Genomic DNA, 20,953 nt, shown 5'->3' on the forward strand with positions numbered 1-20,953 from the left:
TCATCAGCGTCTCCGACGGCACCTCCCGGGCCCGGTGACACCACCCCCCAGGTCATCCGTTCGACAGGGGGCAACAGTCATGCCGGGCCCGGAGGCCAGCGGCCCCATTGCGGAACCGCGGAAAACATAACGGGGCCGGGGGCCGGGGGGCTGCCGGGCTTCGCACCCTGAGACGTCACAGGTGCCGGACTTCGGGGGGCGGCCGATACGCTCCGAGACATGCGAATCTCCGTCTCCTCCGATATGGACGAACCCGTGGCCCGCGCCCTGGTGACCCGGTTGCGCGAACGCGGCCACGAGGTGATGACCCACGGCGCGCTGCGACCCGGCGCCGACCCGCAATGGGCGGTGTGCTCGCGGGCCGCGGCGCAGGACGTCGCCGACGGCCGGGCGGACCAGGCCGTGGTCTGCTGCTGGACCGGCACGGGCGCCTCCATCGCCGCGAACAAGGTCCCCGGCATCCGGGCCGCCCTGTGCACCGACGCCTACACGGCCGACGGCGCGCGCCGCTGGAACGACGCCAATGTGCTCGCCCTCGGCCTACGACTGACCTCCGAGCCGCTGCTGACCGAGATACTCGACGCCTGGTTCGCCGCCGAACCCAGCAAGGAGGCCGACGACCGGGAGAACGTCGCCCGGATCGCCCACATGGACGGCGACCGCACGCAGCGGTCGTAGGGGCGTAGGGCTCATACGGCGTTCCAGGGATGCGCGGAGACCCGCCGGCCGTGGGCTTGCGGGGGAGGGGGGCAGAGCGGTCCGCCGGCCGGGCGCGTGGAGTCTATGGCGGTCCGCCGGCCGCCGTGGCCCGTACGACGTGGGTCAGCGCGTCCTCGCGGAACAGCGCCCGTCCGGACGCCGTCCGTCGCTCACGCTCGGGGCCGTCCGCCGTCAGGCGGCCCAGGCAGCGCAGCAGGGCCGCCTCGTCGGGCGCGTGATCGGACACCCCGAGAGCCGCCATCCGGCGTACGCCCTCCGCCCCGTGTCCCGGCAGCGGCCGGTACCCGACGACCGGCAGCGACGCGGCGAGGGCCTGCACGGCGGTCTGCCCGGCCGCGTTGTCCACCAGGGCGGCGCACGCGCGCAGCAGTTCCGGCATGTCCGTCACCCAGCCGGGGGTGAGGACACCGGGCACGGCGGACAGGGCGCGGCGCAGCCGTTCGTTGCGCCCGCACAGCACGACCGGCAGGAAACCGTGCCCCGTCAGCAGCCGCGCGGTGCCCGCCAGATCCGCCCCCGCGCCCCAGGCGCCCGCCGACAGCAGCACGGCCGGACGCCCGCCGCCGAACCCCTGCAACCGCCCCGACCACCCGACCGCCCCCGCCCCTGCTCGCGCACTCGCATCCGAGCCCGTCTCCGTCCCCGGCCCCGCGTCGAAGAAGCCGGGGGACACCACCGGGCCGGTCGTCACCGCCGGTCGGCCCAGCGCGTGGCGCACCTCGTCGGCGGCCTGATCCGTGACGCACAGATGCAGGTCGTTGCCCGGATGGAGCCACTGCCGGTGCACCGCGAAGTCCACCACGACCACCGCGCTGGGAATCCGCAGCGTCCCACGGGCCCGCAGATGCCCGGTGAGCTGGGCCGCCAGATGGAAGACGGGCACCACGACGTCCGCCCGCCGCTCACGCACCAGCCGCAGCAGCCGGCCGGCCGCCAGCCGGGCCAGCGGAGTACCGCTCGGCCGGGGACGGGGGCCCGGCCTCAGGAAGAAGTCGTAGATACCGGCGTAGACCCATGGACAGTGCCGGACGGCGGTCTGGTAGAAACCGCGCAGCCCGTCCCCCAGGCCGTACGGCAGCAGGGCCAGCACGTCGACGACGTCCGCCTCCTTGCCGGCGGCGCGGGCCCGCCGTGCCAGCTCGGCGGCCACCGTGTCATGGCCCGAGCCCATGCTCGCGCTGAGGATCAGCAGCCTGCCGGCCTCGGACGCCGGCGGGCGGCCGTGCGTCTGTTCGGTGCGGGGGCCCCGAGCGGCGGGCAGGGGTGGCGGCGCGGGCGTTTGGGACGACACTGGAAGTGAGTAACCCTCACCCAGCGCAGTCAAACGAACACCCCCGCAACCCCGACCGTCCCACGGTCCGGGCGCGGCCGCCGGGACGCCTCACTCCCCGGCGCGGCCGTCCCGGGCCGCCGGGGCCGCACCGGCGGCCCTCGGTCACCGTCGACCCAGAGGTGCGCTCCGATGTCCCCAGCCCCTTCCCGCGTCCGATCAGGTTCCAGGACCCCGGTCGAGGCCCCGACGACGCCGGGCAGCACGCGCCGCCACACCGCCGACCGCACACCGCTGGGCGGAGGCGCGCTGGTGACCGGCGCCTCCTCCGGGATCGGCGCCGCCGTCGCCCACCGGCTCGCCGCACAGGGCGGCTGGCGCCTGGTCCTCAACGGGCGCGACCCCACCCGTCTGGAGGAGGTCGCCCGGGGCACCTCGGCGCTCGCCTATCCGGCCGATCTCTGCACTCCGGACGCCGAGCACCGGCTCGCCCAGTTCGCGCTGGACAGCGTCGGCCGGGTGGACCTGCTGGTGGCCGGCGCGGGCATCGGCTGGGCCGGACCGTTCCACACCATGCCGCCGCGCGCCATCGACGAGGTGTTCGACGTCAATGTGCTCGCCACCCTGCGCCTGGTCCGGCTGCTGCTGCCCCGGATGGTCGGCCAGGGCGCCGGCCGTGTGGTCCTGATCGGTTCCCTGGCGGGCACGGTCGGGGTGCGCGACGAGGCGGTCTACTCCGCCACCAAGGCCGCACTGGGCGCGTTCGCCGACGCCGTGCGCTACGAGCTGCGGGGCACCGGGGTGGGGATCAGCCATGTCGTGCCCGGCGTCGTCGACACCCCGTTCTTCGACCGCCGCGGCGTGCCCTACCGGCGCTCCCGGCCCAAGCCCGTCCCGGCGAGCCGGGTCGCCGACGCGGTGTGGGAGGCGGTCGCGCGCGGCCGGGACGAGGTCTACGTCCCCGGCTGGACCCGTGTCCCGGGCCGGGTGCGCGGCGCGGCCCCCGCCCTGTACCGCCGCCTCGCCTCCCGCTTCGGCTGAACGGGGCGGGCAGGCGGAGGGCCCGAGCGGAAGGGGGCGGAGAGACGGGAGGGGATGGGCGGGACGGGCGAGGACGGGAGAGGACGGGAGAGGACGGGAGAGGAGCGGACCGTGGGAGGAGCAGTACCGGGCGGCGGCGTGGCGCGGACCGCCGTGGCCCTCGCGCCGTTCGCCGCCGTCGCCGCCGCGCACATCGTCCCGGCCGCCACCTGGCTGCCGCGCCTGCGCGCCGCCTGTCTTCCGGGCCTGGCCGGCCTCGGCCGCCCCGACCACGTCGCGCTCACCTTCGACGACGGCCCCGATCCCGCCTCCACACCCCGTTTCCTCGACGTACTCGACCGGCTCGGCGTGCGCGCCACGTTCTTCGTCCTCGGCGAGAGCGTGGCCCGCCACCCGCAGCTGACCCGGGAGATCGCCGCCCGGGGCCATGAACTCGGCGTGCACGGCTGGACGCACAGCCGCCCCTGGCTGCCCGCACCCGCCCGGGACCTAGGGGAAACCGCGCACGCGGTGCGCGCCGTGCACGAGGCCACCGGCCGGCGCCCGGTCTGGTACCGGCCGCCCTACGGCATCCTCACCGGCGGCCGCTGGGCGGCGGCCCGACGGCTCGGGCTGCGCCCGGTGCTGTGGACCGCCTGGGGCCGCGACTGGACGGCCGAGGCCACTCCCGCCTCCGTGCACGCCACCGTCGGCGCCGGCCTGCGCGGCGGCGGCACGATCCTGCTCCACGACTCCGACCGCGCCTCCGCGCCCGGCTGCTGGCACGCCGCCCTGGGCGCGGTGCCCACCCTGGTGGCCGCCTGCCGCGACGCCGGCTGGGAGGTGGGCCCGCTGTCCGGTCACGAGGTGCGCCGGAACCGGCCCGCGCGACCGACCGCCCTCCGGCTCGCCGAGGACCGCGCCCCTACCCTTTTGGCTCCTGCGGCTCCTTCGGCCGGCGTCGCAGCAGATAGGTGTCCATGACCCACCCCTTCCGCTCCCGCGCCTGCGCGCGCAGCCGCTCGATGCGCGGCCCCGCCTCCGCGATCGGGCCGGAGACGAGGATCTCGTCCGGGGTGCCGATGTAGGCGCCCCAGTAGATGTCGATGTCCTGATCGGCGTACCGCCGGAAGACCTGGTGGGCGTCGAGCATCACCACCACGTCGTCCACGTCCTCGGGGAACCCCTCCGCGAGCCGTCGCCCCGTGGTGATCTGCACCGGCCGGGCGACCCGGTTCAGACCCGTGCGGTGCCGGGCCACCAGCGCGGAGACGCTGCTGATGCCGGGCACCACGTCGTACGCGAACGCCACCGAGCCGCGGGCCAGCACCTCCTCCAGGATGCCGAGCGTGCTGTCGTACAGCGACGGATCGCCCCACACCAGGAACGCGCCGCGGCCGTCCGCGCCCAGCTCGTCGGCGATCAGCCGCTCGTAGACGTCGGCGCGGGCGTTGCGCCAGTCCCCGACGGCGGGGGAGTAGCCGGCGCCGTCCGCCGCCCGGTCCCGCTCCGGGTCCCGCGCCCGCACCACGCGGTACGTCCCCGCCGGCACGTGCGCCTCCAGGATGTCCTGGCGCAGCCGCACCAGGTCCGACTTCACCTCGCCCTTGTCCAGGACGAAGAACACGTCCGTGTCGTGCAGCGCCCTGACCGCCTGCAGGGTGAGCTGGTCGGGGTCGCCCGCGCCGATGCCGATGACATGGATCTTTCGCACGCCCCGAGTCTGCCGTACGGCACGGACGGCCCGCGCACCGGTGCCGCGGCGGACGCCGGACGCCGCCGTACCGGGCGCTACGCCCTGCCGCGCAGCCGGGGCGCGCGGGCGGCGGCGTCCACGGCGCCGGCCGTCCCGTCCTCCACGGCGGCCGCCAGCTCCCGTGCCCAGGCGGTCAGCCCGGCCATGTCCATGCCGTGCGGGTCGCGCACCCCGGACTCCGCCGTCCACCGCGTCACCGCGCCCGCCCCGCGCCGCAGCAGCCGCGCGCCTCCGGTGGCGTTGCCGCGGGCCGCGTGGGTGAGCCCGACCGCCAGCTGGGCCAGCCCGCGCCACAGGGTCCGCTCGGCGTCCGGACCCGACTTCCAGGCGTCCTCGAAGACCTCGTGCGCGTGGAACGGCCGCCCGGCGTCCAGCAGCGCCTGCGCCTCGGCCACCGTCTCCCCGGGGGTGCGGACCACTCCCTCGGGCTGCCGGGGCACGCCCTCGGCGCCGTAGGGCAGGGGGCGCCCGAGTCCGTCGCGCGGCCGGGCGTTCCGCGCCCGCCCGGCGCCGTCCCGGTCCCGGGCGCCGTCGGGCCGCTCGGCGGATGTGCTGCTCATCCTTGGATTCTCCCCCCTGCTTCTCCCCCCGGCTCCGCGCCCCTTTCGGCGCGGCCCCGGACGTGCGGTAAAGTGACGTTCGCGCGATCACGCGGTTCATCCCGCAGTGAACGCGACGGGACGTGGCGCAGCTTGGTAGCGCACTTGACTGGGGGTCAAGGGGTCGCAGGTTCAAATCCTGTCGTCCCGACGGAAACGTCGCTGATCAGAGGGGTCCTTCGGGGCCCCTCTTGATCGTTTTCAGGGGGGCCATCTCACAATTTCTCACAAACGCTGTTGATCAAGGTCAGCCGAGCAGTTCGGCCAGCTTCTCCGAACCCGCCCTGAGCGACTGCGGGTCGGGGTGCACGTAGGTTCGCTTCGTGAACCCGAGGTCCGAGTGACCGGCCCACGCGGAGACCACGGTGTCCGGCACCCCGTTGTTCGCCATCCACGACAGGCAGGCGTGCCGCGCGTCGTACAGCCGCACCTTCCGCACTCCCGTGGTGGCCATCAGCTTGTGCGCCTCGCGCCGGAGCTTGTCCGTTTTCACGGCCGCCCCAGCTCGTCCACGAGGACGTACCTGCTGTCCTCGTACGCCTCCCCGGCGGCCAGCTTCTCCGCCGTCTGAGAGGCACGGAACGCCTTCAGCGCCCGCAGGACCGGCTTCGGCAGGGGCAGGGTGTGCTTCCCGGCCTCGGTCTTCGCCCCCTTCTCCACGACCTTGTTCCGTTGCCCCCTCTCCTGGGTGCGGTCGTAGACGATCGTCCGCGTGTTGGTGCCGACGGCGATCGTCCCGGCCGCCAGGTCCACGTCCGGGCTCCAGCGGGCGCCGCACACTTCCGCCGGACGCTCTGCGATCAGGGCGAGCAGCATGGGGGCGTAGGACCGGTGTCCCTGAATGCCCTCCAGGAACCGCTTCACCTCGTCCTCAGACCGAGGCGGACGCCCTGGTGTGGGGCATGACCTCCGAAGTGGAGCGCCAACGCGGGGAGTTCCCCGGCGTGGACACCACGTACAGCGCGGCCGTGAACGGCTGGGTGCGGCTGTACGGAGAGGAACGGGACCGGCTGCTGAAGATGTGCGACCTCGCGGCCCGCATGGGCGTGGAAGAGCGCCTGGTGACGCTGGCCGAGGTCCAGACGAAGATCATGTACGAGGCGATGAACCGGGCGCTGGACGCCCTGGAGCTGACGGCCGCGCAGCGCGCCCGCGTACCGGACGTGATGGCCGGTCTCCTGCGGGGCATGGCCGCCGAGGGGCGGCCGGAACTCCCCGCCGCCTGAACGCACGGAAGCCGCAGCCCGTGTGAGCTGCGGCTTCCTATCGTGTAAACGCTAAGCCAGCCCGCTGCCACCGATCCACCGTCCAACGCTGCGGACCCTGATTACGATCCCCCGATGGAATGGTGGAAAACGATCGCGCCGCTGGTCGGCGTCGTTCTGGGAAGTCTCGGCACGCTGCTCGGGCAGAAGCTCTCCGACGGTCGCACGCTCCGGCGTGACCGGCTACTCGCCAAGGAGGAGGCGAAGGAACGTCTGGCAGCGGAGCGGGTGACGCTCCAGCGGGAAGCCGTCATGCAGATACAACACGCGCTGGAAGGCGTCATGGCCGCGAACAGCGCCCCAAACGGGCGGCTGACTGATCAGGCCCGGACGGTGGCCACGGAGTCAGCCATGCACCTCCGCGCCTACATAGCCCGGCTCGAAGACCGGGAGTTGGCTAGCAGCGTGCTGACGTGGCTGGGCAGCCATGAGAACGCGGCAGCGGCTCGAACGGCGCTTGACGCCCTCCAGGACCGGTTGAGTCAGCATCTCCGTGGGCTGTACGCGGACCGGTAAGTAGGGCGACCGCTGCGATCAGGCGAGCAGCAGATGCCCGTAGTCGGTGAGCACTTCGCGGGCCTCGGGCACGTCCTCGTAATCCTTCAGCCGGTGGAGGACCGTCCGGGCCCGTTCCGCCGTGCGCTCCGAGGAAAGATCGCCGGACGTGTCGATGACGCGGCGGGCCTCTTCGGCAGCCTGCTCGGGCTCGTTCGCGTCTGCCAGCGCCACGGCCAACCATGAGCGGTACAGCGCGACCTCCCGGGCGTGGGTGGCGTCGTAGCGTCCCAGCACGTCCTGGAGTAGCGGCACCGCGCGCAGCGGGCGACGCAGCTCGGTGAACACCCGGGCGTCCATGACCTCCAGCTCTTCGCGGTTCACCCAATAGGCCCACGTCGGCGCGGGAGGGCCGTCCGTGGCATCCAGCGCGGCGTGGGCCTCCCCGAGCGCCCGCAGGGCCGGTTGCGCCTCCCCGGCACGCGTGTGCGCCCACGCCACGCGGTCCAGGAACAGGGCGCGGGTTGTGGCCGGAGCGTCCGGCCCGGCCTCGCAGACCGCTGCCTTCGCCAGTTCCAGGCCCTCCCGTTCCCGGCCGCTGTTCGTCAGGTGGTAGGCGAGGCTGCCCGCGAGCTGTGCCACCAGCGGCGCGTCCCCGGCCTGGCGGGCGGCCGAGAGCCCGAGCCGGTAGGCGTGCTCCGCGTCGTCACCCCGACCGGCGTCCGAGGCGATCCAACCGGCGATCTGGCCCAATTCCCCAATCTGCACGAGCAGGCCGCGCCCCGTCTCCTCGGAGTGCTCGGACTTGCGGTACAGGCGGACGGCGGCGCGCAGCTCCCGGAAGGCGGGGGCGATCAGGTCACCGCCGGACAGCACATCGTCCGCGAGCCGGAGGCCGTGGACGCGAGCCGCCAGGCCGTCCACGGTGGTGGCGCCGATCCGACGGCCACGGGGGGTCGCCAAGGGCTCCAGCGCGTCCCCGTCGGGCAGCAAGTCCGCGAGGGTGGCCGCGACCCCGGGAAGGGTGGCCTGAGCGTCCCCCCGGGCGTACGCGGCGGCCTGCTCCAGCTCACGCAGCGGCACACCGAGTACCTGGGCGAAGGTGGGCAGCCACGCGTCCGGGATGCGCTCCCCGCGCGCCCACCGGGAGACCTCGTTCCACGTGATCGACTGGGCGCCGGACACGGCGCACAGCACGGCGGCGAACTGCCGCTGCGAGCGGCCGGAGTGCCGCCGCAGACCGGCGAGATAGGCGCCGAACTCGCGGCGTCGCTCGGTGGTGTCGCTCATGGTGGCCCCCTTCCGTATCTAGTGTGGCCCCTCCCTGGCCGCCTGGTTGGCTCCTCCGCATGATCACGCACCCCGGTTACCTGAACGCGAAGCGCCCCGGCGACCGCGCGAACGGCCCCGGGGCTGGCCGATCTGAAGGAAGCAGACCGACATGCCGCAACCTACAATCCGGGCCCGCCAGACCGGGCACCCCGGGTACAGCGAGACCCTGCCGAGGCAGCCCGAGAGCGCAGCCACCGCGCGGCGCCTGCTTCGTACCGCCTGTGCCGTCCGGGGGCTGGACGCATTGGCCGAGGACGGGGCGCTGATCGTCTCCGAGCTGGTGACCAACGCCGTGCAGCACGCCCGGCGGGAGTCCATCCGGGTCGTCATCGACCGTCCCGGCGCTGCGCGGGTACGTGTCGGCGTCGCGGATCTCTCCCGGGCGCGGCCGGTGCAGCGCGAAGCCGACGACAGTGAAGAAGGCGGGCGTGGTCTGCGCCTCGTGGCGGCGCTGGCTGCCGACTGGGGCACGGATGAGCGGCGCTGGGGCAAGATCGTGTGGGCGGACCTGGAGGGGCGCGAGTGACCACGGGAGAGACACCCGGCCGCAGCGCGGCGCGCGCCCATCTGTCGCAGTTGATCGAGCTGTTCGGCACGGACGGATGCCTGCGGATCAGTACGGCCCCGGCTGAACCCGAGCCGCCCGCCGTCGGCGCAGAGGCCGAGGGCGACGAGCAGAACTGACCGCCCCCAGGCGCGGCGAAGCCCCGGCCGGTGAACTCCACCGAGCCGGGGCTTCGTCGTCTCACGCAGATCTCACGGACTCCGTGGAACGAGCCGGAAAAGCTGGCCCTGACCTGGATGTTTGCGCACTCCCCGGAACTCACAGACCCCTGTGGACGGTGTTTCGTTCACTGGGGGTCAAGGGGTCGCAGGTTCAAATCCTGTCCTCCCGACTGGAGACAGTCGCAGATCAGGGCCGGTTTCGGAGGCATCCGAAACCGGCCCTCGATCATTTCTGGGGACCAGGTGGGGGCCAGCGTTCCTTGACTGGCGTCAGCGAGTGAGGACAGTCGTCGCGGGGGAGCGTGCGCGGGGCGCGCAGTACGCTGATCATGCTGGTGGCGTAGGCGTCGAAGCTCGATGAAGCCGGTGTCGTCGATGGCGAGCGCCCTGCTGTCGTCGCCGAGGTGCTGGGCGACGTATGACTGCAGGTCGTCGCGGACGTCGTCGTCGTCCCAGGCCGCTCCGTTCAGCAACCGCTGGAATCCGTCGGGGGTGCGGTGTCCGGCGAACTCGGCCGGCTGCCGGCCGTTCTTGCGGCCGACCGGGGCGAGCAGGCCCCGTACACAGTCCCGGATCCGGCCCCGCAGGTCGGTACGGCGAGGATGGTACTCAAGCCGGTCGGGTTCCCGCGGACGGTGCCGCCATGCCGGAGACCCGGGCATGGCGGCACATGTGTCACATCATTGTTCGCCGAATTCTCCGAGCTCGCTGATCAGCCGTCGGCGGGCCGCCGCCAACTGGTCGGAGTAGGAGGAATCGAAGATCGATGACAATTGTGTTTCCAGCGTCCCGTTGATCTTGAACAGAGCGGACCAGACGGCACGGTCATCGACGACCGCCGAAAATTCTGCCCGATGCATGACGCGACTCATCCAGTCGGACAGAACGAGCGCCTGGTCGTCCGTCAACTCAATCTTCACGGAGATCTCTCTTCGGATCGTGCTTTCGTGTCGACGCTCTGTCTCTAGAGCTTCCCGTCCCGCAGCAGGTAGGTGAGCTGATCACCGGTGGATCGCCACCCTCCCAGATACTCCCCGACGTTCGGGCCGTCTGCGGCGAATGAGGCGTGCAGTCCTGTGTCGTCCACATAGTGGATGGCTGCCTGACCCCTGTACGTGCCCGTGATCTGCCGTGTTCCCGGGTTCTTCACGAACTGTTCGATCGTGACGATGAACGCTTGGGCATTCACCTTGTTGTAAGAGCCCGTGATGCCGAAGTCGACAGCGTGCATAACCCCCTCGTTGTTCAGCGACATGTAGTGATGCGGAAGCCTATCGCCCGAAATCCACAAGCTTCCGCACCCGGGCCCGCTCCTGACCGCGGAGCCGGTGATGCCAGGCTGCAGGCCAGCGGTCTTTCCACCCGCCAGCAGTGCGCCCGCTCCGGCGGGGAGGCTTCCCCTCAGACAGAGCCCGCGCAGCTTCTGGAAAACCTTACTGATGATTCCGGCGATGGCCTCTTCGGACAGTCCGGCGACACGCAGACCCTTGTAGGCGTCGACGAAGCCGATGTCCAGTCTCATGGAGGCGTCGACCGCCTTGACCGCCTTGCTGATGTCGGCGATCAGGCCTTCCACCGGGAAGTAGCTGGCGTAGGCCCAGGCGCAGCCGCTGATGCTGCCGTGGAGGCAGTCCATCATGTCTTCGGCGAAGAACGAGAACAGGATCGACCCGGCCACGTCGCCGAAGAGGCTCTGCCACCCGGCGCGGACGATGTCCTTGCCGGAGAAGTGGTGCTGCCAGTTCTCGATCTTGACGTTCTTCAGGGTCGACCGCTGGAGGAACTGCCACGACTCCTTCGGGCAGCCGTCCACGGTGGCCTGCGCCTCGTCGTCCGTGCAGAGGTAGAAGTCGGCCTCGTAGGTGACGACCAGGTGGTACGCGGCGTCGCAGCCCGTGATGGCCGCTTGCGGCATCGGGGGACACTCGCCGATCTGCCGGGAGCTGACGATCTCCACGGTGGACTCGTCCGGGACGGCGAACACACCGGCGATGCCGGTACCGGATCCCTTGGACGCCTGCGCGTTAGCCTGCTCCCGTTCGGTGCGGTCGGCCGCGGCCTGGGCTTCCTCGGCGTACTTGTCGGCGTCCTTGGCCGCCTGTTCGGCCTCGGTCGCGGCGGCGTCGGCGCGGTCTGCTGCCGCGCGTGCGTCCTTGGCGTCCTGTTCGGCCCGTCCGGCCGCGGAGCGGGCGGCTTCGGCATCGAGTTCGGCGGCGTCGGCGGAGTCGCGGGCGTCCTTGGCGTAGCCTTCGGCACCGCCGGCGGCTCTGTCGGCGGCTGCCGCGTCCTCGGTGGCCTGCTGGTCGTACTCGATGGTGCGGGCCAGTGATGCCTGGGCCGCTGCTGCGGCCTTGGCCGCGTCGGCCGCGTAGCCGAGGGCCTCCTTGGAATAGGTGCGGGCGTCGGCCGCGTACTTGGCCGCGTTCGCCGCGTGCTGGTACGCCTCCTTGGCGTCGCCCTTGGCCTGGTCGGCGAGGTTCTTCGCGGCGTCGGCCTCGGCGGCGGCGTTCTTGGCGTGCGCGTCCGCTACGGCCTGCTGCTGCTCCGCGATCGTTTTCGAGCCCTGCCCGGTCAGTACGACCAGACCGGCGGCGGAGTCGCTGTCGATGTACGGGGAGCCGAGTTCCACGGCGTCGTTGGCGGGGGCGGCGACCTGCTGGGCCGCCTTGCCGGCGTCGACGGCCGCCTGCGCGGTGACGTGTGCGTACCCGGCCGCCTTCGCGGAGGCCGCGAGCGCGATGCCCGCTTCCTTGTTCGCGGCATCCGCCTGGGCCTTGGCGTCCTTGGCGTGCTGCTCGGCCTCGTCGGCGAGCTTCACCGCGGTCTGCGCCTCGGCGGCGGCGTCCTGGGACGCCTTGATGGCGTCCGCGGCGGCACTGGTGGCCGTCCGCACGGCCGCGTCCGCCTTCAGCTTGGCCGCCTGCGCGGCGTCCGCGTCGGAGCGCGCCCGCTTGGCCGCGGCTTCCGCACGGGTGGCCGCCGCGTCCGCCTCCGCCGCCGCCTGCGTGGCCGCGTCCGCTTCCGAACGAGCCTTGGCCGCCGCCGCTTCGGCGTCGCCGGCCGCCTTGTCCGCCGCGTTCGCCGCGGCACGGGCCGCGTCGGCGGCGTCACCTGAGTCGAGGGAGTCGGCGTAAGCGTCCTTGGCGTCGGCCTTGGCGCGGGCCGCGTCCGCCTTCTGCTCGGCGTCCCACGCGTCGTCGCGCATCTCCTTGGCGTGGTCCTTGGCCGCGACCGCGTCGTCCCGCCGCTCCCCGGCGGTCTTCTCCTCGGCCTCGGCCTTGTCCTTGGCGTCCTTGGCCTTGGCCGCTTCGGACTCGGCGTTGCGGCGGTGCTCGGATGCCTCGGCGCGTCTGGCGGCGGCCGTCTCCTTCTCCGCCTTGGCCGTCTTCTCCTCGGCCTCCGCCGCGAGCCGCTTGGCGTGGGCGTCGGCGGCGGCCGCCTTGGCGTCGCCCTCGGCCTTCACCGCGACGACGAGCTTGGCCTCGGCGGTCTCCTTGTCCTGCTTGGCGTTGTCCCGGTGCATCCTGGCCGCGTCCGCAGCGGCCTTGGCCTGCAGCTCCGCTGCCTCGGCGGCCTTCTTGCGGAACTCGGCTGCCGACTGCGCCGACTGCGCGAGCGCGCGCTGTGTGATGGCCGCGCTGTCCCCTGCCGCGGCACGGGTCGCCGCCTCGGCGGTCTCGCCGGCCTTCTCCAACGCCGTCAGCGCGGCAGCCGCGCCCTTGGTGACCTGGTCCTTCTGCAGACCCACCAGCAGGCCCCGGCCTCGCGGGGCACCCGCGGCATCGGCGATGCCGTAAGCGGCCTGGAGCGCGAAGTCCGACGTCGTCGCGGCCTTCTGGGCGATGGCCAGCTGCGCCTTGACCGCGGCGAGCTGCTTCTTCGCCTCGGTCTGCGCGGCGGTGATGTTCGCCTTGGCCTTGTCCACGTCGGCCTTCGCCGGCGCGCTGCCGGTGTGGGTCTTGGCGACGATCCGGAACTTCTGTGCCGCGGAGCCGTTGCACGCCGACGACACGGCGTCCTTGCTGTTGTCGAACGTCGGCAGGTGCAGACACTTGCCGGACGCCGCGTTCACCAGCGGGCCGGCGCTGCGCACGTCGAACTTCCACTGCTGGGCCTTGGCACTGCCGCAGTCCCGGATCTGGACCTTCGTACCGTCGGCGGTGGCGCCGTTCAGCACTTCCAGGCACTTGCCCGAGTTCGGGTTGCGCAGGGTGCGGCCACCGTCGTACGTGGCCCACAACTGCCACTTCTGGGCGGCACCGCCGTTACACGTGTAGACCTGCACCGGAGTGCCGTTGGTCTTGCCGCCCCCCGCCACGTCCAGACACTTGCCGGCAGCGCCCGGCACCTGGATCTCCAGGTCACCGTCGCCGATCCAGTTGAAGCCGCCTTCTGTGTAGTAGTCCAGCCAGCGGGTGGAGTAGTCGGCGATCCACGACTGTCCCACCAGCTTGCCCAACGCGAACGAGCCGTCCTGCAACGCCTTCGTGGCGGTGGCGGAAGCTCCCAGGATCTGCTGGCGCTGGGTCGCCTGCGAGGTGATTTCCTGCTGCCACTCCGTGCTCGCCTGCGCCACTTCCTTGCCGAGCACCCGGTTGGGGTCGATCGGATCGTGCCATCCGCAGGCGGCGAAACGGGCCTTCAGGTCTTCCACCGCGATACGGAACTCGGGCGTGTCCGGCTCCGGCGCCGTCTTCGGGAAACCGCCGGCGGACAGGAAGATACGGGCGTCGTCCGCGAACACCCGCGGAACGAACAGCGTGTTGGGTTCGATCTTGCCGGAGTTCTTCTTCCACAGTGCCCACGCCTGCTGCTCCTGCGGTGTCCCTCCGGAGGTGTACAGCTGGTCACCGATCGCGAGCGCTGCCTTCTTCGTGTCGTCGTCAGCGGTGGGCGACGTCTCGTAGAACGGCGAGAACACGTCCATCGCCTTGCCCCACGACTGGTAGATCCACGGGAGCAGCCCGATCTTGTCGTAGATCTCGGAAGCTCCCGTCGGCCTGCCCGGGTAGTCGCTCAGACCCGAGACAGCGGCGGGGAACGCGTGCTGCTGATCCATGACCTTCTGCTGCCACTGGAAGCTGTTGTCCTCGTCGGCGGAGAAGGCCGTGTGCAGTGGGTCCTTGGTGTCGTAGAGGTCCCGGTTGAGCTTCTGATGCAGCTGATCCGGCGGCAGTCCGATGGCGCCCTGCGCCAGGGCGAACAGGTTCGGGCCGCCCTTGCGCAGCCCGTCGACCCCCACACACTGATCACTGCGGAGCTGTTCTGCGGCCTGGGCGTCGAACCCGTCGTAGGAGTCGGCCACCAGACCGACGCGCGGCTCCCCGCCGCCAGTCGAAGCCCCCGGCTGTATCCCGACGCCGGCCAGCAGCGCCAACGAGGCCAGCGGAGCGACCAAGGTCGCCGTACCGCCCAACCATCTGGGGCGTGTGCCCCACTTCCCCACCAGTCTGTACGACACGCGTGTCCCTCTCTGCTCGCGGCTGCTGCGGCACGCGCCAAGGAGGGACGAGGCCCCCGCACGGGACCTCACGCGGTGTTGGGCGCTCCCCCCGTGGACACGCCGCTCGCTCCGGCCCAGGACTGGTCATGGCCCTGCCAGAGCGGACGCCACCATAGGCACGCCGGCGATTCGACAGGCAAGGGCGGTATTTCCAGGACCAGTTACGTTCTGCAACCGCACACGGGACGCAGAATTCGTGGACCCTGTGTGTGGCTTGTGTAAGGAGCTTGCCGACGCCTTACCGGAGTCACGTCAGGTTTTTACCCGCAGTAACTGTGAGATCAACATCACACTCCTGGAGGTCAAGGGGTCGCAGGTTCAAATCCTGTCGTCCTGATTCGTTCCCGGGGCCGGTGGGGCGGCCGCGGGCCGGCCGCTGTCCGGTCCGGGGCGTCCTCGGTCGGCGGGCGGGTGGCCGAAGGGACCCTAAGGAGACCCGAAGCCTTTCCGAAGGCATATGTCGCACAGTGGGGACAGGTGCTGACAGGCGCTCGAACGGGGCTGGAGGGGCGGACATGGACGACGACGACCGGCTGAGGCTGGTGATTCTCGTCGGCGCGGCCCGAGAGGGCCGGTTCGGCCTCGCGGCCGCCGAATGGCTCGCCGCCCGCGCCCGGCTGCGCAGCGACTTCGAGGTCGACGTCATCGACCTGACCACGGCCTGGCTGCCGGACATGATGACCGCCGACCCCGCGGTGCCGCGGCCCTCCGCCGTGCGGGACCTGTCCCCGTGGCTCGCCGCCGCCGACGCCTTCGCCGTGGTGACGCAGGAGTACCGCTTCGGCTGTCCGGCGTCGCTGAAGAACGCCATCGACTGGTACGACAGCGAATGGCACGCCAAACCCGTCGGCTTCGTCTGCTACGGCGGCCCCTCGGGCGGACTGTGCGCCGTCGGCCAACTGCGCCAGGTCTTCGCCGAGTCCCACGCGATGACCATCCCGGAGACCGTCAGCTTCCACAACTACCGGGAACGGTGGGGCCCCGAGGGCCGGTTCCTCGACACCGAGGACCGCCACGACGACGCCGTCGCCCTGCTCGACCGGCTCGGCTGGTGGGCCAGGGCCCTGCACCGGGCGCGCTCCCACGAGCCGTACACCCATCCCTACCCCGCTCGCGCGGAGGAGTGACGCACATGGACACGACCTGGTTCCGCCGGTTCGGCGAGCCGCAGCCGACGGGCTGCCGGCTCCTCTGTTTCCCGCACGCGGGCGGCGCGGCCGGCGCCTACGCGCCACTGGCCCGCAAACTGGCCGGCACGCTCGACGTGCTGGCCGTCCAGTACCCCGGCCGTCAGGACCGGCGCGGCGAGCCGCCGGTCGACTCCGTCCTCGGCCTGGCCGCGCGGATAGCCGACCGGCTCACCGCGGAACCGCACCGGCCGTACGCGTTCTTCGGCCACAGCATGGGCGCGCTCGTCGCCTACGAGACGGCGCGCATCCTGCACGCCGGATCCGCGCCGCCTCCGGTCCGCCTGTTCCTGTCCGGGCGCGGCGCGCCCGGCCCGACACCGAACCGGCACGACCGGCTCACGGACGACGCGGCCATCCTCACCGCCGTCCGGGACCTGGGAGGCACCGACGCCTCCGTCCTGGACGATCCGGAACTGGTCGACATGGTGCTGCCGGCGCTGCGCGCCGACTACGGGGCCCTGGCCTCGTACCGCTGGCAGGCCGGCCCCGCGCTGGACACCCCCCTCACCGTGCTCGTCGGGGACGCCGACCCGGTCGTACCGGTCGCGTCGGTGGCCGGCTGGGCACGGCAGACCCGGCAGGACAACGAGGTCCTGGTCTTCACGGGGGGCCATTTCTATCTGAGCGAACGGCTGGACGAGGTGGCCACCGTCGTCGAGGGCCGCTTGCGGACACGGACTGGGGGAAGCAGTGGAATTCCGGATTCTGGGCCCGCTGGAGGCGTCGGAGGGAGAGCGCAAGCTCGCGCTGGGGGGACACAAGCAGCGGGCGGTGCTGGGACTGCTCCTGCTGCGCGCGAACCGGGTGGTGGCGACCAGCGAACTGCTGGGCGCGCTGTGGCCTGACGAGAGCCGGCCCGCCACCGCCCGCAAGATCGTGCAGAACGCGGTGTGGGGCCTGCGGGCCCTGTTCGCCGACGGGGGCGGCGCCGTCCGCGGCCCGCGCCCCGAACTCGTCACCCAGACGCCGGGCTACCTCCTGCGCGTCGACCCCGACACGGTCGACCTGCACCGGTTCAACCGCCGGGTCGCCGAAGGCCGCGCCCGCCTGTCCGCCGGGCAGCCCGCGCAGGCCGCCGCCCTGCTCGGCGCGGGCCTCGAGGAGTGGCACGGACCGGCCCTCGCCGACCTCGCCGAGGCCGGCACCGACTGGCCGGAGCTGACCGCGCTGAGCCAGCTGAGGCTGGACGTCATGGAGGACCGCTTCGAGGCCGAGCTGCGCAGCGGCCACCACCACTCCGTGCTCGGCGAACTCGTGTCCCTCGCCGAGGAGGAGCCGCTGCGCGAGCGGCTGTGCGGGCAGCTGATGCTCGCCCTGTACCGGTGCGGTCGGCAGGCCGAGGCGCTGGAGGTCTTCAGCCGGGTGCGCCGCTCCCTCGTCGAGGAGCACGGTCTCGAACCCTCCCGCGAACTCCAGCTGCTCCAGCAGAACATCCTCGTCCACGACCCGGCGCTGGCCGCTCCGGCCACCGTCGCGCCCGTACTGCCGGCCGTGCACACCCGGCCGGAGCCGCCCGAACCGCAGCGCGCGCTCCCGGAGCCGGCCGCGCCCCGGGCCGCCGGGCCGGCCGCCCCGCACACCGAGCGCCGCTCGGTGGCCGTGCTGCTGGTCGGGGTGCGCACCGCCGAGGAGACCGGCGCCGAGGCGCGGTCCTCGCGCGCGCTGTACGACGCCGTCGCCGCCGTCGCCGACTGCGTGGAGGAGTTCGGCGGCACCGTCGCCGGGTCGCTGGGCGGGAGCACGGTGGCGGTCTTCGGCCTGGGCACCGGCCGGGACGGCGCCTCGCTGCACGCCGTGCGCGCCGCCCTGGCGCTGCGCGCCCGCCTCAGCCAGGTGCCCGGGCCGACCTGGCACGCCGCGGTGTCCGCCGGTGAGGCGCTGGTGCGCCACAACCCCTACGACGCGTCCGCCCCCGTGCGCGTCGTGGGCCGCCTGGTCGACGAGGCGCGCTCTCTGCTCACCGGCGTGCCGGCCGGCGAGATCCAGCTGACCGGCGAGGCGGTGCGCGACACCGCCGACCTGGTACGGCAACTGCCCACGGAGCGGGCCGGGGTGCGGGCGGTGGCCGGACTGCGCACGGCCGGACAGGCCGCGGCGCTGCCCGATCCGTCCGGCGGGTTCGAGGCCGAACTCGGCCTGGTCACCGGTCTGCTGGCGCGCTCGCGCCGACTCGACGCCCCGCACCTGGTGAACCTGCTGGGCGGACAGGGCGTGGGCAAGACCCGGTTCCTCACCGACTTCGTCCGGCGCATCCAGGACGAGGCGGTCCGGGTGGTGCGGGTACGCGGCGGCGATGTGGCCGGCTGGACGGTGTGCGACGTGCTGCGGGCCTGCTGCGGACTGCCGGTGTCCGACACCGCCGACAGCAGGCTGACCGGCGTCGTGCGCCGGGTGGCGGGACGGGGCGAGACCGCCGAGCGGCTGCTGCGGCGACTCGGCCCGGGGCGGCCGCACCGGAGCGGGGACCAGGGGGCCGAGGCGTTCGACGCCTGGTGCGAACTGCTGGTGCTGCTGGCGCGGGAACAGCCGCTGGTGCTGTGCGTGGACGACGCGCACGCCGCCGAGGACGCGGTGCTGGACCTCGTGGAGCGGCTGGCGTCGGTGCCGCACGAGGTGCCGCTGCTCATCGTCGCCCTCGCCCGGCCCGCCGACCTGCTCGAACGGCGGCCCCGCTGGGGCACGGGCCTGCGGCACAGCGTCACGCTCACCCTGGAGCGGCTGCCCGGAGCCACGGCCGAACCGGCGCTCGACGCGGGCTGGCTCGGCGCCCCGGCCCACGAGGAACAACCGGCGGCGGTTCCCCGGACGGACATCCGCGGCTGACCCCGGCGGCCGGCGCCGGCCGCCTGCCGCGGGCGTGCGCCGGATGGGCGCGGCGCAGCCGCCCGACAGGCGGCGCGGGCGTGGCCGACGGCACCGCCGGGGGCGGCGACATCCGCTGGAGCGGTCGCCGCTCGGTCGCCGGCCGTTCGTCCGGGGTTCGTCCGCCGCAGGGTTCGTCCGCCGCCGGGTTCGGGTGGCTGTCGGGCCGTGGTCGCTGTTGAGTTCCGTCCGCCGCCCGGTTACGGCCGCCGTCGGGCTCCGGCCGCTGTCGGGCTCTGGCGGCTGCCGGGTCCGGATCGGGGTCGGGGTTGGGTCCCGTGCGCTGCCGGGGTTCGTCCGCCGTCGGGTTCGGGTGGCTGTCGGGCTCTGGCGGCTGCCGGGTCCGGATCGGGGTCGGGGTCGCGGTTGGGTCCCGTGCGCTGCCGGGGTTCGTCCGCCGTCGGGTTCGGGTGGCTGTCGGGCTGTGGTCGCTGTTGGGTTACGGCTGCCTCCGGGCTCTGGCGGCTGCCGGGTCCGGATCGCGGTCGGGGTTGTGGAGTGGTCGGGTCCCGTCCGCTGCCGGAGTTCGTCCGCCGTCGGGTTCGGGACGCCACTGGGTCCGTCCGCTGTTGGGTTACGGCCGCCGTCGCGTTCTGGCAGCTGCCGGGGCGCGGCCGCCGTCGGGCTCGGGACGCCGCTAGGTTCCCGCCGCTGGCTTACGTCCGCCGTCGGATTCTCACCGCCGCCTTCGGGCCGCCGTCGCGTTCCGGTCGCCGCCGGGGTTCCATCCGCCGTCGGGTTCCGTCCGCCGTCGGGATACGGCCGCCGTCGGGTTGCGGCCGTTCAGGCCGCGTCGGTGTCCGGGAGGAAGACCGAGCGGAGCAGGTGGTCCAGGGTGTCCTCGGTCAGAGGGGTGAGGCGCAGGGTCATCGCGTGCTGGAGGCCGGCGGCCCAGCCGGGGCGGCCGGCCAGCAGGTCGTTGTGGGCGCCGACCACGACCAGCAGCGGTGCGTCCGGGCAGTCCGCGCACAACTGCTCGACGGTGTCGAGCAGCGCGTCGTCGGCCCGGTGCAGGGCGTCCCACACCAGCACCAGCGGGGCCCGCAGGGCGGCCAGCGCCATGAAGCGGCGCCAGGCGGCCAGCAGCAGACGCCGCTCGCCCCCGGAGCGGACCGGGGCGAGCAGGGAGCGCAGCGGCGGCAGCAGCTCCGCGGCGTCCGCGGCGTCCGCCACCGTCCGCACCGCGTGGGCGAGGCAGCGTTCGGCGGTGCGGGAGTCGGTGTCGCGGGCCAGGCCGCAGTAGGCGGCGAGCATCCCGGCGGGCGCCGACAGGGCGTCACCCGCCTCGGCGACCGAGCCGTTGAGCACCCGGACCGGGTCCGGCGCCTGGGCGAGGCGGCGGTGGAACTCCATCAGCAGTCGGCTGCGGTCCATGACGGAGGGCCCGAGGACCGTGATCAGGTGCGGCGTCGAGAGCTGCCGGGCCCGGCCGAGGAAACCGGTCATCAGATCGAGGTCCGGCTCCCGTTCGAAGCGGCGGCCCGGCTCCCCGGCGGCCGGCCGTACCGTGTGCACCCGCCAGCCCGCGCCGGGGCCGGACAGCCGCCCGCAGGTGACCGTCTCACGGGTGCGTCTGCGGGTCTCGTCGCAGATGTGCACCTCGCCCGGCGGCGCGGGGCACAGCAGCGCCTCGCAGACGTCGACCGGTTCCCCGCCGATCCACGGCTCGCCGCCGCCGGGCGCTGCGGGCGGCCACCGGCACACGAAGGCCGTGCCCGTCGCCACCGCGGCGTGCACCGACAAACCCTTGATCACCATGGTGGGCGGGGCGAGCGGTGAGGCGGACACGCTCAGGCTGTCCCGGACCGCGAGGGCCGCCCGGACGGCCCGCTGCGCGTGGTCCTCGCGGCCGGCCTCCTCCTCGAACAGGCCGATCAGTGAGGACCCTATGGACGAGGGCGCGCACCCGCCGGCCTTCCTGATCTCCTCACGCGCCAGCTCGCACACCGTGTCCAGCACCCGGTCGATGTCCCCGGCGGCCAGGTCGTCGAACTCCGGGCCCAGGCAGAAGCGCACCATCAGCACGCTGGCCGCCCGGCAGCCGTCGGCGCGGTGACCGCCGGGCACGGCATCGGCCCCCGGGCCCCGGGCGGCGCCGGAGACGGGGGAGCCCGAGACGGGGGAACCGGCGGAGCGCGGGGCGGGGATCGCCGCCCCGCTCCAGGGCGCGGGCACGGCGCCGGGAGCCGGCGCGGCAGGGGCCTCGCGGCCCGGC

Annotated in this window: 19 protein-coding genes, 1 tRNA gene and 1 pseudogene; 11 read left to right on the forward strand and 10 right to left on the reverse strand. The window is 73.2% G+C overall.

The window, feature by feature from the left end; translation table 11 throughout:
- Positions 1–219 precede the first annotated feature (219 nt).
- On the forward strand, positions 220–678 hold the full coding sequence (locus ABEB07_RS30640; protein ID WP_345671321.1) for an RpiB/LacA/LacB family sugar-phosphate isomerase: 459 nt from the start codon (positions 220–222) through the stop codon (positions 676–678).
- Positions 679–781: 103 nt separating this feature from the next.
- Here ABEB07_RS30640 and ABEB07_RS30645 read toward each other — a convergent pair whose 3' ends face one another.
- A complete protein-coding gene (locus ABEB07_RS30645) occupies positions 782–1,891 on the reverse strand; it encodes an MGDG synthase family glycosyltransferase (protein ID WP_425589106.1) in 1,110 nt (369 codons plus the stop codon).
- A gap of 291 nt (positions 1,892–2,182) precedes the next feature.
- On the opposite strand from ABEB07_RS30645, the gene ABEB07_RS30650 reads away from it, so the two are divergent.
- Together ABEB07_RS30650 and ABEB07_RS30655 are read left to right on the forward strand one after the other, a co-directional pair.
- Positions 2,183–3,031 carry an SDR family NAD(P)-dependent oxidoreductase gene (locus ABEB07_RS30650; RefSeq protein WP_345671322.1) on the forward strand — a complete coding sequence of 283 codons (849 nt, stop codon included), beginning with the start codon at positions 2,183–2,185 and terminating at the stop codon, positions 3,029–3,031.
- A 111-nt stretch (positions 3,032–3,142) separates the two neighbouring features.
- Positions 3,143–3,994 carry a polysaccharide deacetylase family protein gene (locus ABEB07_RS30655; RefSeq protein WP_345671323.1) on the forward strand — a complete coding sequence of 284 codons (852 nt, stop codon included), beginning with the start codon at positions 3,143–3,145 and terminating at the stop codon, positions 3,992–3,994.
- Here the strand turns inward: ABEB07_RS30655 and cobF are convergent.
- A complete protein-coding gene (gene cobF / locus ABEB07_RS30660) occupies positions 3,936–4,724 on the reverse strand; it encodes a precorrin-6A synthase (deacetylating) (protein ID WP_345671324.1) in 789 nt (262 codons plus the stop codon). The genes ABEB07_RS30655 and cobF overlap by 59 nt on opposite strands.
- A 77-nt stretch (positions 4,725–4,801) precedes the next feature.
- Positions 4,802–5,326, reverse strand: coding sequence for a DUF309 domain-containing protein (locus ABEB07_RS30665; protein WP_345671325.1), 525 nt, complete (start codon positions 5,324–5,326; stop codon positions 4,802–4,804).
- A gap of 116 nt (positions 5,327–5,442) precedes the next feature.
- Here ABEB07_RS30665 and ABEB07_RS30670 point away from each other — a divergent pair.
- Positions 5,443–5,516 (forward strand) — tRNA-Pro (locus ABEB07_RS30670).
- Between the two features lie 96 nt (positions 5,517–5,612).
- On the opposite strand, the gene ABEB07_RS30675 is transcribed toward ABEB07_RS30670, so the two are convergent.
- Together ABEB07_RS30675 and ABEB07_RS30680 are read right to left on the reverse strand one after the other, a co-directional pair.
- Positions 5,613–5,858, reverse strand: coding sequence for a tyrosine-type recombinase/integrase (locus ABEB07_RS30675; RefSeq protein ID WP_345671326.1), 246 nt, complete (start codon positions 5,856–5,858; stop codon positions 5,613–5,615).
- Positions 5,855–6,229, reverse strand: coding sequence for a site-specific integrase (locus ABEB07_RS30680; RefSeq protein WP_345671327.1), 375 nt, complete (start codon positions 6,227–6,229; stop codon positions 5,855–5,857). The genes ABEB07_RS30675 and ABEB07_RS30680 overlap by 4 nt, the downstream gene beginning before the upstream one ends.
- 38 nt (positions 6,230–6,267) lie before the next feature.
- Here ABEB07_RS30680 and ABEB07_RS30685 point away from each other — a divergent pair, with 38 nt between their 5' ends.
- Both ABEB07_RS30685 and ABEB07_RS30690 read left to right on the forward strand, forming a co-directional pair.
- Positions 6,268–6,591 (forward strand): hypothetical protein, encoded by a 324-nt coding sequence (locus ABEB07_RS30685; protein ID WP_345671328.1) that lies wholly within the window; start codon positions 6,268–6,270, stop codon positions 6,589–6,591.
- Positions 6,592–6,705: 114 nt separating this feature from the next.
- Positions 6,706–7,146, forward strand: coding sequence for a hypothetical protein (locus ABEB07_RS30690; protein WP_345671329.1), 441 nt, complete (start codon positions 6,706–6,708; stop codon positions 7,144–7,146).
- A gap of 18 nt (positions 7,147–7,164) precedes the next feature.
- On the opposite strand, the gene ABEB07_RS30695 is transcribed toward ABEB07_RS30690, so the two are convergent.
- Entirely contained in the window at positions 7,165–8,415 is a 1,251-nt protein-coding gene (locus ABEB07_RS30695; RefSeq protein ID WP_345671330.1) for a helix-turn-helix transcriptional regulator, read from the reverse strand.
- Positions 8,416–8,566: 151 nt separating this feature from the next.
- On the opposite strand from ABEB07_RS30695, the gene ABEB07_RS30700 reads away from it, so the two are divergent.
- A complete protein-coding gene (locus ABEB07_RS30700) occupies positions 8,567–8,983 on the forward strand; it encodes an ATP-binding protein (RefSeq protein ID WP_345671331.1) in 417 nt (138 codons plus the stop codon).
- Positions 8,980–9,141 carry a hypothetical protein gene (locus ABEB07_RS30705; RefSeq protein ID WP_158693656.1) on the forward strand — a complete coding sequence of 54 codons (162 nt, stop codon included), beginning with the start codon at positions 8,980–8,982 and terminating at the stop codon, positions 9,139–9,141. Before ABEB07_RS30700 ends, ABEB07_RS30705 begins: the two co-directional genes overlap by 4 nt.
- A gap of 395 nt (positions 9,142–9,536) precedes the next feature.
- Here ABEB07_RS30705 and ABEB07_RS30710 read toward each other — a convergent pair.
- The 3 genes and pseudogenes from ABEB07_RS30710 to ABEB07_RS30720 all read right to left on the reverse strand — a co-directional run.
- Positions 9,537–9,779, reverse strand: a pseudogene (locus ABEB07_RS30710) (transposase); the annotation flags it as partial.
- An 84-nt stretch (positions 9,780–9,863) separates the two neighbouring features.
- Positions 9,864–10,103 carry a hypothetical protein gene (locus tag ABEB07_RS30715; protein ID WP_164584783.1) on the reverse strand — a complete coding sequence of 80 codons (240 nt, stop codon included), beginning with the start codon at positions 10,101–10,103 and terminating at the stop codon, positions 9,864–9,866.
- Between the two features lie 44 nt (positions 10,104–10,147).
- On the reverse strand, positions 10,148–14,581 hold the full coding sequence (locus ABEB07_RS30720) for an RICIN domain-containing protein (RefSeq protein ID WP_345671332.1): 4,434 nt from the start codon (positions 14,579–14,581) through the stop codon (positions 10,148–10,150).
- Positions 14,582–15,201: 620 nt separating this feature from the next.
- Between ABEB07_RS30720 and ABEB07_RS30725 the strand changes: the two genes are divergently transcribed.
- The 3 genes from ABEB07_RS30725 to ABEB07_RS30735 are packed head-to-tail and all read left to right on the forward strand — an operon-like array spanning position 15,202 to position 18,699.
- Positions 15,202–15,813: an NADPH-dependent FMN reductase gene (locus ABEB07_RS30725; RefSeq protein ID WP_176151325.1), complete on the forward strand. Its 612-nt coding sequence runs from the start codon at positions 15,202–15,204 to the stop codon at positions 15,811–15,813.
- Positions 15,814–15,818: 5 nt separating this feature from the next.
- Complete coding sequence (locus ABEB07_RS30730; protein WP_345671333.1) at positions 15,819–16,721, forward strand: thioesterase II family protein; 903 nt, start codon at positions 15,819–15,821, stop codon at positions 16,719–16,721.
- A 43-nt stretch (positions 16,722–16,764) separates the two neighbouring features.
- Complete coding sequence (locus tag ABEB07_RS30735) at positions 16,765–18,699, forward strand: BTAD domain-containing putative transcriptional regulator (protein ID WP_345671338.1); 1,935 nt, start codon at positions 16,765–16,767, stop codon at positions 18,697–18,699.
- Positions 18,700–19,521: 822 nt separating this feature from the next.
- Here the strand turns inward: ABEB07_RS30735 and ABEB07_RS30740 are convergent.
- A partial coding sequence (locus tag ABEB07_RS30740; RefSeq protein ID WP_345671334.1) for an AAA family ATPase occupies positions 19,522–20,953 on the reverse strand: 1,432 nt, incomplete at its 5' end.

This window comes from Streptomyces similanensis (genome assembly GCF_039543625.1).
In the GTDB taxonomy this organism is placed as follows: domain Bacteria; phylum Actinomycetota; class Actinomycetes; order Streptomycetales; family Streptomycetaceae; genus Streptomyces; species Streptomyces similanensis.